The organism is Streptomyces dryopteridis (assembly GCF_049606955.1).
Classification (GTDB): Bacteria; Actinomycetota; Actinomycetes; order Streptomycetales; family Streptomycetaceae; genus Streptomyces.
Map to the genome: position 1 here is coordinate 555,943 of NZ_CP187114.1, position 13,283 is coordinate 569,225.

13 protein-coding genes are annotated in these 13,283 nt (G+C 75.0%); 10 read left to right on the forward strand and 3 right to left on the reverse strand.

Annotation, left to right across the window (positions count from 1 at the left end; translation table 11 throughout):
* The first annotated feature begins 86 nt into the window (after positions 1-86).
* The 8 genes from ACN20G_RS28930 (at position 87) to ACN20G_RS28965 (ending at position 7,363) form a co-directional block, all read left to right on the forward strand.
* Positions 87-1,493: a hypothetical protein gene (locus ACN20G_RS28930; protein ID WP_424216172.1), complete on the forward strand. Its 1,407-nt coding sequence runs from the start codon at positions 87-89 to the stop codon at positions 1,491-1,493.
* Between the two features lie 530 nt (positions 1,494-2,023).
* On the forward strand, positions 2,024-2,332 hold the full coding sequence (locus ACN20G_RS28935; protein ID WP_424216173.1) for a chaplin family protein: 309 nt from the start codon (positions 2,024-2,026) through the stop codon (positions 2,330-2,332).
* Positions 2,333-2,367: 35 nt separating this feature from the next.
* Entirely contained in the window at positions 2,368-3,576 is a 1,209-nt protein-coding gene (locus tag ACN20G_RS28940; protein WP_424216174.1) for a hypothetical protein, read from the forward strand.
* Positions 3,577-3,781: 205 nt separating this feature from the next.
* Entirely contained in the window at positions 3,782-5,026 is a 1,245-nt protein-coding gene (locus tag ACN20G_RS28945) for a beta-ketoacyl-[acyl-carrier-protein] synthase family protein (RefSeq protein WP_424216175.1), read from the forward strand.
* 24 nt (positions 5,027-5,050) lie between these two features.
* Positions 5,051-5,290, forward strand: coding sequence for a hypothetical protein (locus tag ACN20G_RS28950; RefSeq protein WP_424216176.1), 240 nt, complete (start codon positions 5,051-5,053; stop codon positions 5,288-5,290).
* Positions 5,291-5,319: 29 nt separating this feature from the next.
* Positions 5,320-6,369 (forward strand): aminotransferase class I/II-fold pyridoxal phosphate-dependent enzyme, encoded by a 1,050-nt coding sequence (locus ACN20G_RS28955; protein WP_424216177.1) that lies wholly within the window; start codon positions 5,320-5,322, stop codon positions 6,367-6,369.
* Positions 6,366-6,617 carry an acyl carrier protein gene (locus ACN20G_RS28960; RefSeq protein WP_424216178.1) on the forward strand — a complete coding sequence of 84 codons (252 nt, stop codon included), beginning with the start codon at positions 6,366-6,368 and terminating at the stop codon, positions 6,615-6,617. The genes ACN20G_RS28955 and ACN20G_RS28960 overlap by 4 nt, the downstream gene beginning before the upstream one ends.
* Complete coding sequence (locus ACN20G_RS28965; RefSeq protein WP_424216179.1) at positions 6,614-7,363, forward strand: helix-turn-helix domain-containing protein; 750 nt, start codon at positions 6,614-6,616, stop codon at positions 7,361-7,363. Before ACN20G_RS28960 ends, ACN20G_RS28965 begins: the two co-directional genes overlap by 4 nt.
* A gap of 115 nt (positions 7,364-7,478) precedes the next feature.
* On the opposite strand, the gene ACN20G_RS28970 is transcribed toward ACN20G_RS28965, so the two are convergent.
* Positions 7,479-8,147: a hypothetical protein gene (locus tag ACN20G_RS28970; RefSeq protein WP_424216180.1), complete on the reverse strand. Its 669-nt coding sequence runs from the start codon at positions 8,145-8,147 to the stop codon at positions 7,479-7,481.
* Positions 8,148-8,321: 174 nt separating this feature from the next.
* On the opposite strand from ACN20G_RS28970, the gene ACN20G_RS28975 reads away from it, so the two are divergent.
* Complete coding sequence (locus ACN20G_RS28975; RefSeq protein WP_424216181.1) at positions 8,322-11,306, forward strand: amino acid adenylation domain-containing protein; 2,985 nt, start codon at positions 8,322-8,324, stop codon at positions 11,304-11,306.
* Here ACN20G_RS28975 and ACN20G_RS28980 read toward each other — a convergent pair.
* Positions 11,291-11,857 (reverse strand): YbhB/YbcL family Raf kinase inhibitor-like protein, encoded by a 567-nt coding sequence (locus ACN20G_RS28980; RefSeq protein ID WP_424216182.1) that lies wholly within the window; start codon positions 11,855-11,857, stop codon positions 11,291-11,293. The genes ACN20G_RS28975 and ACN20G_RS28980 overlap by 16 nt on opposite strands.
* Before the next feature lie 72 nt (positions 11,858-11,929).
* Here ACN20G_RS28980 and ACN20G_RS28985 point away from each other — a divergent pair, with 72 nt between their 5' ends.
* Positions 11,930-12,406 (forward strand): MarR family winged helix-turn-helix transcriptional regulator, encoded by a 477-nt coding sequence (locus tag ACN20G_RS28985; RefSeq protein ID WP_424216183.1) that lies wholly within the window; start codon positions 11,930-11,932, stop codon positions 12,404-12,406.
* Positions 12,407-12,428: 22 nt separating this feature from the next.
* Here the strand turns inward: ACN20G_RS28985 and ACN20G_RS28990 are convergent, their stop codons facing one another.
* Positions 12,429-13,208: an SDR family NAD(P)-dependent oxidoreductase gene (locus tag ACN20G_RS28990; protein ID WP_424216184.1), complete on the reverse strand. Its 780-nt coding sequence runs from the start codon at positions 13,206-13,208 to the stop codon at positions 12,429-12,431.
* Positions 13,209-13,283 lie beyond the last annotated feature (75 nt).

Below are 13,283 nucleotides of genomic sequence, written 5' to 3' on the forward strand. Positions count from 1 at the left end.
CGCATCAGGCCCGAAGGGTCCACGACGCATGTCGTCGTGGCGCCTTCGGTCGAGGACGACAGCCGCACCGTGAAGGAGACACCACGTTGCCCACGCCACCTCGCAATCGGCGCCTCGGCGCCCTGCTGACGGAGTCGCACTGGAACGCGGCCGATCTGGCGAAAGCCGTCCGGGGGCTGGGCGCGGCCCAGGGACTGGCGCTACGGTACGACCGCACCGCGGTGGCCCATTGGCTCACCGGGACCCTGCCCCGCCACCCCGTGCCCGAACTGGTGGCGGCCGCGCTCAGTGAACGCATCGGCCGTCTGGTCACGGTCCGGGACACCGGACTGACGAGGTCACCGCAGGCACCGCCCCTGCCGGAATCCATCCTGACGGAGGACGACCCCGTGCGCCGTCTGCTGAACCTGTGCCGCACCGAAACCGACCCCGAACGCCGCGCCTTCCTCGCCAGGACCGCGTTCACGCTCACCTCCACCGCCCTCACGCCGGCACTGCCGTTCCCCGCCGGGGAGGCCGCCGCGACTCCTCCGGCCCCGCTGCCGCGCCCCCGACGGCCCGGCGCGCCCGCCGTGGGGGCCTGCGACGTGTCGGCCCTGGAGGAGATGACGCAGACCTTCGCCGCGCTCTCCGCACGGCACGGCGGCGCGCACGTGCGGGCCATGCTCGCCGCCTACCTCGACGACCAGGTCGGTCGTCTCCTCAACGCGCCCACCGCCCGGCCCCTGCGCGCCGATCTGCTCGCGGGCGCCGCCCAACTCACGCACCTGCTGGCCGGCATGAACGACGAATCAGGCCGGCCCGGGCTCGGTCAGGGCTACTTCCGCACCGCCCTCGACCTCGCGCGGCAGGCGGACTCGCCCCGCCTGTACGCGATCACCCTGCGGGCCATGAGCGCCCAGGCCCTCCGCCTGGGGCATCCCCGGCACGCCCGTGACCTCGCCGCCGGGGCCGTCCGCGTGCTGCCCGCGCACGCGGACCCCGCGACACAATCGTTCCTGCTCGTCCAACACGCCCACACCCTCGCGGTCACCGGCGACCGTCGCCGGGCCCTTGCCGACCTCGCCGCCGCGGAACGGCTGCACGAGCGGGCCGGCGACGCCGACGGCCCGTTCCGCGCCTACCCCCGCGCCGGTCTGGACTACCAGCGGGCCCAGACCCTGCTTGCCCTCGGCGACACACCCCGGGCCCTGGCCGCCCTGGAGTCCTCCGTCCGGCACCGGACCCCCGCCCAGCGCAGGACCCACGCGCTCACCCGGGCCCGGCTGGCGCAGACCCTTCTGGGGCAGGGCCACGTGGAGGCGGGCACGGCCCACGGGCACCTCTTCCTCGACGACTGCCCCCACCTCCACTCCGTCCACATCGACACCGCGCTGGGGCAGCTCGCCGAGCGGCTCGCCCGGTTCCCGCGACAGCCCGAGGCCGTCCGACTCCTGACTCGTGTCACCGAGTTCACCGGAGGGGGCCGCCGCTCCCGGAGCGCGACCGGGTAGGTCCGGGTCGGCGCCGGGCGCGCGGTCGACGGGGAGCGGGCCCGCGCCCGGCCGGGCGCCGAAGGCCGAGGGGAAGACGGGGTCGAGAGCGAAGGGATCGTCCATGCCGCATACCTACGCGGCTCCTGCGGATCGCCAGACCCCAAGACACCAAAAATTGGCAAATCACCTTAAAAGGCAACCCCGTTGGGTGGATCGCGGATCCCCGCCGGCGCGCGACGGCGCACGGCGTCCGCGCACCGGCGGGATCTCGTGCGCCCTGCCCCGAAACCCCGCGCCCGGCCGGCCGCGCGGAGGGGGTCGTGAGAGCGCTGCGTGACCCCCGGTCCGGACACGAAGTCCTCGCCGGCCCCGCGTCGGCCCGTCCGCCCCGGGTCGGAGCGCGTTCGGGCAGGTCGAGCCCCGGTCCCGGGTTTCGTTCTCCGACCCGGTCCCACCACCCGACCGGCCGTGGACACGTGTCACTTTCCGGGTCGGCTCGTTGCCGGGGTGCGGGCGACAGGGCCCGCGGGACCCACGAGGAGAACACCATGGACACATCGACCCGGGGCATCGACGGCGGCGCGGTGCGTGCCGGCATGCGGGCGGCGGTGGTGGGCGCGGTCGCCGGGGCGGCCCTGCTGCCCGCCGGGGCGGCGCAGGCGAACGTGATCGGCATCGGGAACGCGGTCTTCGGCAACACCTGCGCCAACCAGGGCGACGCGCGGGCGGTGGGCTCGACGGTGGCCGGCAGCGGGGTGGGCAGCGGGAACCGGGTGGCCCTGCCCCTGGACCTGCCGCGCAACCACTGCGGCAACAGCGGCATCGTGTGCACGGCGCTGATCCCGGCGAGCGTGTGAGCCCGTCGGCCGGCGGGACGCTCACCGGAGCCTCGGTGGGCGAGTCGGCGGTGGAGGCGCTGTTGTCCCTGAGCGGGCGGACGCTGCCGTTGTTGCGGCGGTGGGTGGGCGCGGAGCCGGACTGTGGTGTCGCTCGGGCCCTGGTGGCTCTGGTGGCCGGTGACGGGTGGGAGGAGGTGGTGCTCAAGGAGCAGTTGTCGCGCGCGTACCGGGACGCGTCGGGTGTCGGCGAGCGGGAGGCGAGCCTGGTGTACGGGGTCTTCCTGTACACCCACCGTCAGTACCGGTTGGCGGCCGATCATCTCGTGGGGCATTTCGCGCGGTGGCCGGCGGACGAGGTGGCCGGGTTGCTGCTGGGGGTGTTCCCGGAGTGCGGGGACGCCGGGTACCGGGTGGCGGGCGAGGCCCTGGTGGAGGAGCAGGCGACGCTGGCCGGGCCGGAGAGTTGGGCGTGGACGGGCTGGTTGGCGGCGTTCCGGGCCGAGCAGGGCCGGGTGCGCGAGGCGCACGCGCTGGCCGAACGCGCCCTGGGCCTGTTTCCGCGCTCCGGTGTGGCCGTGCACGCGCTCGCGCACGCCGAACACGAGCTGGGCGGCGGCCCCGTGGCCGTCGGCCTCGTGGACGCGTGGCTGGCGGCGGATCCGGAGGCACTGCCGTCGCGGCATCTGCGCTGGCACGCGGCCTTGCAGTCCATCGCCTGCGGTGAGTTCGCGGACGCGCGGCGGCGGGCCGACGAGGCCCTGCCGGCGGTGGACGTCGGGATGCGGGCCGCGACGAACTGGCGGCTGCTCCTGGCCGGTCAGGAACCGGCCGGCCGCAGCGATCCGGAGCAGGTCCGGCGGCTGCTCGCCGAACCGGGCGGGACGGCCGAGGTCTTCCACACCTTCAACCTGGCCCTGGCCCTCGCGGTGGAGGCCGCGACCGAGGATCTGCTCCGGCTCGCCCACCGGGCCCGTTCGGACGAACGGGCCGCGTTCCGGGAGGTCCTGGCCCCCACCGTGCAGGCCCTCGCCGAGCTCACCGCCGGCCGGCCCCACCAAGCGGTGGACCTCCTCATCGGCCTCGGCGACGAGGTCGACCGTCTCGGCGGGGTCCGGGTGGAACGCGAGATCGTGCAGGACACCCTCGCCCGCGCCCTCGTCGAGACCGGCGACCACGCCCGCGCGGCCGAACTCCTGCACCACCGCACCGACACCCGCCGACACCACCGCTACGAGGACCTCCTCCTCGCCTCCCGAGCGTGAAAGGGCCACCACAACACATTCTTGTCATATGATCCGACACATTCATCGGTGAATTCAGCGCATTCACGCTTCCGGGACCGAACCCCCCTTTACCCGGCCCCGCGCCTCGGGCTTGATGGAGATGCGCGGCGCCCGATGTCGCCGCTCACGGTGAGGAGTTCCGCATTCCTCGGAACCCCTTCCCGTTCTCCCCACAGTCCGGGAAATGAGCGTGATGAAAACAAACGCGAACGGCGCGGAGGTGGTCGTCACCGGGATGGGCATGATCGGCGCCGCCGGCGTGGGCGTCGAGGCGGGGTGGCGGCGCGTCCTGGCGGGCGCGCCGACCGCCGCACCGCTCGCGGCCCTCGCCGGGTGCCCGGTGGACTTCGGCTGCGAGGTGCCCGGCTTCGACGCGCCGACGGCCCTGGGCGCGCGGCGCGCGTCCGGCACGGAGAGGTTCACCCAACTCGCCCTGGTTGCCTGCGCGGAGGCCCTGCGCTCGGCGTGTCTGGAGCCGACCGGTCGGAATCCGGCGCGCACCGGCGTGGTGCTGGGAACGGCCGCCGGGGGCACGGCCGCGCTGGAGGCCGGGCAGGCCGCGCTGGTGACCGGGGGGCCGGCCGCCGTTCCCGGGCGCACCATGCCCGCCGGACTGCTCAGCGCGGCGGCCGGTGAGCTGTCCGTCGAGTTCGGGGTGCGGGGGGTCGCGCTGACCGTGACCACCGCCTGCGCCTCGGGGTCGATGGCGATCGGCGTGGCCCGTGACCTGATCCGGTCGGGCACGGCGGACGTGGTGTTGGCCGGCGGCACCGACGCCCCGCTCACCCCGCTCAACGCCGCCGCCTACCACCGGCTGCGCGCGCTGTCGCGGCGGGTCGAGGACCCGGCGGGGGCCTGCCGTCCCTTCTCCGCGTCACGCGACGGGTTCGTCATCGGCGAGGGCGCGGGCGTCCTCGTGCTGGAGTCGGCCGCGCACGCGCGCCGCAGGGGGGCGCCGGTGGTGGCGCGGCTGTCGGGGTACGGGACCAGCGCCGACGCCCACCACGCGACCCGCCCCCCGGCCGACGGCGCCGGCGCCCGGCAGGCGATGGAGGCGGCCCTGCGGGACGCCGGCGTGGCCGCCTCGGCGGTCGGCTACGTGAACGCGCACGGTACGTCCACGGTCCGCAACGACCTCGCCGAGGGCGCCGCGATCCGAGCGGTGCTGGGCGGTGCGGTGCCGGTGAGCTCGACGAAGGGCGTCACCGGGCACACCTTCGGGGCCGCGGGCGCCATCGAGGCGATCCTCACGATCCTCGCCCTGCGGGACGGGCTGCTGCCGGCCACCGCCAACCTGACCGACCCGGACCCGCTGATCGAACTCGACCTCATCGCGAAGGAGGCCCGCGCCTGTTCGGCCGGGGCCGCCCTCAGCAACTCGTTCGGATTCGGCGGCTACAACGCCTCCCTGCTCTTCACCCGTCCCTGACCCCTCCCGGAAAGAGGCACCCCCATGGCACCGCGAATCACCGCCCGAACCTCGATCGGACACTTCGGCACCCTCACCGGCGACCGTCTGGACCACCGCACCGAGCCCTTCGAACGCCGGCGGTCCGGGCACGTCGCCGACCGCCGCTGGGGCTACCACCAGCAGATGCTCGACTCCCCCCTGGCCTCCCCCGCCCGCGTGGTCGACGAGCACGGGCGCCCCGGCAGCGGCGTCAACCTCCTCAGCCAGGACTACCTGGCCTGAGCGCACACCCCGAGGTCCACGCCGCCGTCGTGGCCGCCCTGGACCGCTACGGGCCACACGCGGCCGGGTCCCCGGCCGCCGCCGGCGAGACCGCCCTCGCCGGCGAACTCCGCCGTGAACTCGGCCGCATGGTCGGCATGGAGCACGTGGTGCTCTTCCCCACCGGCTGGGCCGCCGGCTTCGGGGCCGTCAACGCCCTGGTCCGACGCGACGACCACATCGTGGCCGACGAACTCGTCCACGCCTGCCTCAACGAGGGCATCGCCGCCGCCCGCACCCCCCACGTCACCCGCACCCCCCACCTCGACACCACGGCCGTCGCCGACGCGCTGCGCGCCATTCGCGCCCGCGACACCGAACACGGGATCCTCGTGATCACCGAGAGCCTCTTCTCGATGAACTCCGACGCCCCCGACCTGCCCGAACCGCAACGCGTCTGCCGCGAACACGGCGCCCTGCTCCTGGTCGACCAGGCCCACGACATCGGCGTCCTCGGCCCCGAGGGGAAGGGGGTGGCCGCCGCCCAGGGCGTGCACGGCGGACTCGACCTCGTCGTCGGCTCCTTCAGCAAGGCGTTCGCCACCAACGGCGGCTACCTCGCCACCGGCTCCGAGGCCGTGGCCGCCTACACCCGCTACTTCGGCAGCACCCACATCTTCTCCTCGGCCCTGACCCCATTGCAGACGGCCGGCGCCCTCGCCGCCGCCCGCCTCATGGCCGGCCCCGAGGGCGAGGCCCGCCGCGCCACCCTCCTCGACCACGCCCACACCCTGCGCGCGGCCCTCTCCCCCACCGCCGCCTCCGGCTGCTCCGTCCTCGGCTTCCCCTCCCCCATCGTCCCCCTCGTCGTCCCCTCGCTGGACGTGGGCCGCACGGCCCTGCGGATCGCCGAGGCGCGGGGGGTGCTCGTGCACCTGGTGGAGTTCCCCGTCGTCCCGCGCGGCCAGGCCCGGTTCCGGCTCCAACTCTCCGCCGCCCACCGCCCGGACCGGGTCGAGGCCGCGGGGCGGGTCCTCGCCGAGGCCGTGGCCGAGGCGACCCGCCACCACACCACTCCCCGAGAGGCAGGACGGTCATGACCGACGACACCACACGGGAACACCTGCTGCACGTGCTGCGGTCGGTGTTCGACGTCGACCCCGCGCACGTCACCGACGACACGACCCTCGAACGGCTCGGCCTGGACTCCCTGGCCCAGGTGGAACTCGCCGAATGCCTCGGCGAACACCTGCGCCCCGAGGTCTCGGAGGACGACATCACCGGCGCCACGACCTTCCGCGGGCTCAGCGCCCTCGTCCGCGTCCCCGGGGAGGAGGCCGGCGCGTGAACACGCGGGAGCGGATCGACCCCGGACGCCGGACGGGTGACGGCAGCCGGCTCGCCGGCCGGCTGCTGCTCATCCTGGAGGCCGTCCGGGCCCACCACGACTGCGCCTCGCTGCCGCAGATCGTGCGGCACACGGGCCTGGCGAAGAGCACGGCCCATCGGCTGCTCAGCGAACTGTGGACCCTGAACCTGGTCTCCCGGTACGGCGAGCACTACTGCCTGGGCGACACCCTCCGGGACCTGACGGCGCCGCTGCCCGACGCCCGACAGGAACGGGTCCGCCGGGCGCTCGGCCCGCTGGTGTGGCAGTTGTCCGAACGCACCGGATGGGTCGTCGGGCCGGCCGTCACCGCCGGGTTCCGGACCCGTTTCGTGGAACTCGCCCACGGTTTCGCGCACCGGGACCTGGCCGCGCGGATCGAGGCCCGGCCGTGCGCGGGCACGGGCGTCTCCGCCCGGGTCCTGCGGGCCCCGGCCCCGGGCGGGGTGCCCGGCGGACCGGGGGCGCACGGTCTGGTGGTCGACCCCGGCGGGCCGCCGCTGGGCGTGGCGGCGGCGGCCGTGGGCGTGTACGGGCCGGGGGGCGTGCCCTGGGCGGCGCTGAGCGTGGGGGCCGAGCCGGCGGGGTTCGACGCGGCCCGGGCGGCCACGGTGCTGCGGCAGGCGAGCGTGTACGCGCAGCGGGCGGTGCTGCACCTGGGCGAGGCGCCGCTCGTGCCGGGACCACGTCGGCCGGGCGGTGGGTGAGGGCCCGTCGACGTGACCGGTGCGTCGCCGGCGGCGTCCGCGCGCGGGTCGGGCCCCGTGCCCGGCGCCCGACCCGTGCCCGACCCGCGTCCGGTCTCGCGGTCCCCCCGCTCGGCTACCGGTCGGCCGCCCGCCAGAACGCGGCCAGGTGCTCCTCCATCAGCGCGGTGGTGTCGGCGGCCCGCAGCAGGTCCCGTTCGGAGCCGGTCTCGGCGGCGACCAACTCCAGTGCCAGGTCCAGGATCTCCGAGGGGCGCTCCTCGTACAGCGCGAAGTAGTGCACCACCTCGTGCGGGAGGCCGGGGAGCTCGCGCAGGGCCGGGGTCAGCAGGACGCACGCCTCGTGCCACAGGGTGATGTCCACGTAGGCGATCAACGCCATCGCGGCGGCCTCGGTGTGCAGGCAGGCCCAGTTGACGAAGCCGGCGTAGCCGTAGGCGGTGGAGTCCAGGTGTTCGCCGGGGTGCCCTTCGAGGGGGGTGCCGTAGGCGACCGCGGCGGCCCGGACGTTCTTGCGGTCGACGGCGACGAGCCGGCCGACCTCGATGAGGAAGTCCATGGCGGCGGTGTTGCGCATCCGGGCGGCGCCCAGGGCGATGCTCTGCGTGACGTTGTCGAGGGTGGCGTTCTCCAGGCGCACCAGGTTCGCGACGTCGGCGGCGGTCAGCTTGCCGTCGCGGGCCTTGGTCACGTACGCGTTCTCCGTCGCGACGTGGCGCATCCGCTCGACGAGACGGTCGGCCGTCCCGCGCACGCTCGTGGTGTCGGTGGTCACTGTGCTCATGGCTGTTTCTCCCTTGTCGTCGTTTTCCGGCATTGCCGAAACGCCGTGCACCCCGACGCTAGGAGCCGACCGACGCGCGGGTCCACGCCCTGTCCCACCGGGCGGGACGACCTCTTATCGGCGGTGTTCCGCATTCATAGCGTGAGGGGATCACGACACGAAGGAGAGATCGACGTGCACGGAAATTCGACGTCCACGGGCATTCCGTTCCAGACGCGTCGGGGAAACCCGACGGAAATCCCCTATCCGCGCGACCTTCCGCTGCACCGCCTGTTCGAGGAGCAGGTCCGTCGGACCCCGCGGGCCCCGGCCGTCCGCGACCGGGCGGTCACGGTCACCTACGAGGCCCTCGACCGGATGGCCAACGGGGTCGCGTGGGAGCTGAGGCGGCGGGGGGCGCGGCGCGGGGACCGGATCGGGGTGCTGTCGGAGCTGTCGATCCCGGGGATCGCCGCGATGTTGGGCGTGTTGAAGGCCGGCGCCGTGCACGTCCCGCTGAAGCCGTCGTACCCGCTCGGGCGGCTGGCCGCGATGTGCGGGCAGGTCGGGGTCCGGCTCGTGCTCGGGGCGGCCGGGGCCACGGCCTCCCCGGTCGCGTCCAACGTGCCCCTGCCCGAGGTGTCGGGACCGGGCGCGCAGTTGCCGCCCGACGACGGCGCGATCGGGGGCGGGGACCTCGCGTACGTCATGTTCACCTCCGGCACCACGGGCGTACCGAAGGCCGTGGCCGTGCCGCACCGGGCCCCGTCCCGGCTCGTCCTCGGCGCCGGCAGCCCGGTGGTGGGCGAGGGCGACACCTGGCCGGCGACCACGAGCCCCTCCTTCGACGTGTCCTGCTTCGAGGTCTTCGGCGCCCTCCTCAACGGCGCGCGGCTGGTGTTGGTGGACCGCACCGTCAAACTCGCCCCCGAGGACTTGGCCCGGCTGTTGGTCGCGGAGCGGGCCACGGTGATGGTGCTCAGCGCGGGCCTCTTCCACGAGGTCACCGCCTGGCGGCCGGAGATGTTCGCGTCCCTGCGGTACCTGTTCGTGACGGCGGACGTGGTCAACCCGGGCGCGGTCCGGGCCGTGCTGCGGCACGGCCCTCCCGGGCACCTGGTCAACGCCTACGGCCCGACGGAGAACGGGATCTTCTGCACCATGCACGAGGTCACCGACCTGCCGGAGGACGCGGACAGCGTGCCCATCGGCCGGCCGACGGCGCACTCCACCGCCTTCGTGCTCACTCCCTCGGGCGACCCCGTCGGAGTCGGGGGGAGCGGCGAGTTGTGGGTGGGCGGCGACGGGCTGGCCGTCGGCTACCACGGCGACCCGGTGCGCACCCGGGAGCGGTTCGTCACCCGGGTCCTGCCCCGGGTCGGCGAGCAGCGCCTGTACCGGACCGGGGACCGGGTGCGGGTGCGGGCCGACGGGGTCCTGGAGTTCCTCGGGCGCCTGGACCGGCAGGTCAAACTCGACGGGCACCGGATCGAACTGGCCGAGGTGGAGGCCGCCCTGGCCGCGCAGTCCCAGGTCAGCGAGGCCGTCGCCGATCTCGTGCCGCCGACCGGGGACCGCAGGCGGCTCGTGGCGTGGGCCGTGCCCGCGCGCGGCGCCGCCGTCGCCGACCGGGGCGCGCTGGGGCGGCGACTGCGCGGGCTGTTGGCCGACCGGCTGCCGCCGTTCATGGTCCCCTCCGTCGTCCACGTCCTGGACGAACTGCCCCGCAACGCCAACGGCAAGGTCGAGCGCGCGTCGCTGCCGACGGCGACCGTGACCCTGCTGCCGGGCGGGAAACCGGAGACGGAGACCGAACGGATCGTGGCCGAGGTGTGGTCGGAGGTGCTGTCGGTGTCGGGGGTCGCCCGGCAGGACGGGTTCCTCGCCCTGGGCGGCGGGTCCCTGCACGCCGTGCGGTCCGTCTCCGTGCTGCGCGCCCGGCTCCCCTTGGCGGACGCCGACACGGGCGGGCTGATCCGGGCCCTGCTGTCGGCGCCCACCCTGGCCGAGTTCGCGTCGGCGGTGGACGGGCTCGCGGGCGGCGGCGCCCGCGAGGAGGAGGTCGACCTGTGGGCCGAGGCGACCCTGGAGCCGCTGCCGAACCTCCCCGGTCCGCGGCCCCCGGACCGCCCGAGGCCGCACCGGATCCTGCTGACCGGCGCCACCGGCTTCCTCGGCGCGTTCCTCCTCGCACGGCTGCTGCGGGAGCCCGACACCCTCGTGCACTGCCTGGTCCGGGCCGAGGACGCCGAACACGCCCGCCGCCGCCTCCACGCCAACCTCCGACGCCACGGCCTGACCGGCCGGGTCCCCGCGGAACGCGTCGTGCCGGTCGCCGGCGACCTGGCGCTGCCCCGCTTCGGACTCGCCCCGGCCGCCTTCGACGCCCTGGCACGGGACGTGGACACCATCGTCCACAACGGCGCCCACGTGAACTTCGCCTACCCCTACGCGCTGCTGCGGCCCGCCAACGTGGACGGCACCCGCACCGTGCTCCGCCTGGCCACCGCGCACCACGTGAAGACCCTCCACCACGTGTCCACGATCGACACCGTCGGCGTGCACCCCGCGTCCGCCTCGCGACCGCCCACCGGCTACGCGCGGACCAAGTGGGTCGCCGAACGGCTCGTGCTGGAGGCGTACGTCCAAGGGCTGCCCGTCACCGTGCACCGCCCCCGCGAGATCAGCGGCTCCACCACCGGCGGCACCTGGCCCACCGACACCCTCGTCTGCGCCCTCGTCAAGGCGATCGCCGACACCGGCACCGCCCCCGACGGCCCGTTCCCGCTCGACCTCGTGCCCGTGGACCACGTCGCGGACACCCTCGTGCGGGCCCTCGCGCACGAGGAACCCGACGGCCGGGTCCACGACATCGCCAACCCCCGCCCAACCGACCTGGCCCTCGTCGTGGACCGCCTCCGGGCCCGGGGGCACCGCGTCGCGTCCGTAGACCGCGCCGACTGGATCGCCTCCGTCACCCGCCGGGTCGCGGCCGACCCCGCCTTCCCCCTCACCCCCTACCTCCCCCTCCTGGCCGCCCCCGCCGGCGCCCCGCCGGCGCCGGACCCGAGGACGACGGCCGGCTCGGCCGCGTGCCCGGCCGTGGACGCCGCCCTGATCGACCGCTACCTCGACCACTTCGAGGAGATCGGGTTCCTCGGCGTTCAGCGGTTCTCGTAGGTGCCGTCGAGTCGGGCCCGGCCGATGACGTGGTGGGCGAGGACGCCCAGCAGCGCTTCGAGGGTGAAGCCCGAGTCGAGTCCGGTGGCCCGGTCGAGGGCGAAGAGCTGGAAGGCGTAGGTGTGGGGCCCGTGGGAGCGGATCGGCATGGGGCCGGCGTATCCGAGGCGGCCGAGCGGGCCCTTGCCGTAGCGGATCCCGGGGACGGGGCTCGGGTTGGCGAGGGCGTTCTCGGGGAGCGCGCCGAGGGCGGGGTCGATGCCGACGACGAGCGCGTGCGTGGCGGCCTTCCCGAACGGGACGTCGGGGTCCTGGACGACGAGCGCGAGTTCGACGGTGCCGGACGGGGGCGGGGTCCAGGCGAGGGGCGGGGAGACGTTCGGGCCGAAGAGCCGGCCGCGGTGGGCGGCCGGCACGGGGGCGCCGTGCGCGAAGGCGGGGCTGCTGAGGGTGAGGTCGGCGGGGGCCCGGAGGGCGGGGTCGGCCCAGACCAGGGTGTGTTCACCGGCTCGACGGTTGCGCAGGGCGAGGCCCAGGGGATTGGCGGGCATGGCGGGCTCCTCCAGGGGACATCAGGAGATGATTAGGTATACGAAATGATTCTTTCGGTATACTAAGAACCTATGGAGAACGACGCAACCGCCCGCCCTTCCGGGGCCGGGGCCGGGATCGGGCCGGGGGACGAGGACGGGGACCTCGGGGCGCCGCTGCGCCTCGCGGTGGGCCGGCTGCACCGCCGCTTCCGGGCCGAACGCCCGGAGGGCGCCCTCGGCGACGTGACGCTGGACGTCCTCGTCCACCTGCACAAGCACGGCCCCCGCACCCTCACCGAGCTCAGCCGTGAGGGCGGGGTCTCCCCCGCCTCCATGAGCCAGACCGTGAACCGGCTGAGCGCCGCCGGCTACGTCGTGCGCACCCGCGACCCGCACGACGGGCGGAAGGTGCTCTTCGAGGCGACCCCGGAGGGGCGGGGCCTCGCGCAGGAGACCCGCGAGCACCGCAACGCCTGGCTCGACGCCCGTCTCGCCGGCCTGGACGAGGAGGAACGGGCGACGATCGCCCGCGCCACCCGCCTCCTGCTGCGCCTCGCCGACGGCTGAGCCGCGCGGGCCCGCCGCGAGGTCAGTCGGTGCGATAGCGGGTGGCGAGGGTGGGGCTCTGGCCGGTGAAGGCGGCGAGGTCGGCCGTGAACACGGCGTCCAGGAGGCCCCGGTCCTCGACGCCGGGGGCGATGACGGTCTCGCCGAGCGCGATGCCGCGCAGGGTGCCGGTCACGAAGTCCTCGGCGCTCATGCGCGGGATCGCGCTCGCGTCGATGCCCTGGGCGGCGTGGAAGTTGGTGGCGACGATGCCGGGGCAGACCACGTGGACGCCGACGCCGGTCCCGTCGAGTTCCGCCGCGAGGGTCTGGGACATGGCGACCAGGTGGGCGAGGGTGCCGGCGTAGACGGCCCGGCGCGGCACGACCTCGGGTCCGGCGGGGCCGCTGAAGGCGATCATGCCCGAGATGTTCACGATCCGGCCCGCGCCGCGCTCCAGCATCCCGCCGAGGGCCGCGCGGGTCAGCAGGGTCGGCGCCAGGACCTTGACGTTGACGATCTCGCGGGCCTTGGCTGCGGGGAGCTCGGCGAGCGGCATGTAGTGGGAGACGCCGGCGTTGTTGACCAGCAGGTCGAGGGGCTCCTCGGCGCAGACGGCCGCGACCTCGTCGACGCCCTCGGGGGTGGACAGGTCGGCCGTGAGCACACGGACCCCGACCCGGGGGTGGGCGGCGGCGAACCGGTCGAGTTTCTCCCGCGTGCGGCCGACCACGATCAGATCGTGTCCGTCGGCGGCGAGGCGTTCGGCGAAGGCGAGGCCGATGCCGGAGCCGGCGCCGGTGACGAGGGCGAGACTGCTCATGAGGGATCCCTTGCGTGGTCCGGAGTACGGCTCCCGCGGAGCCGGGGCGGGCACGTGGCGAGTCGGCACGAGGCC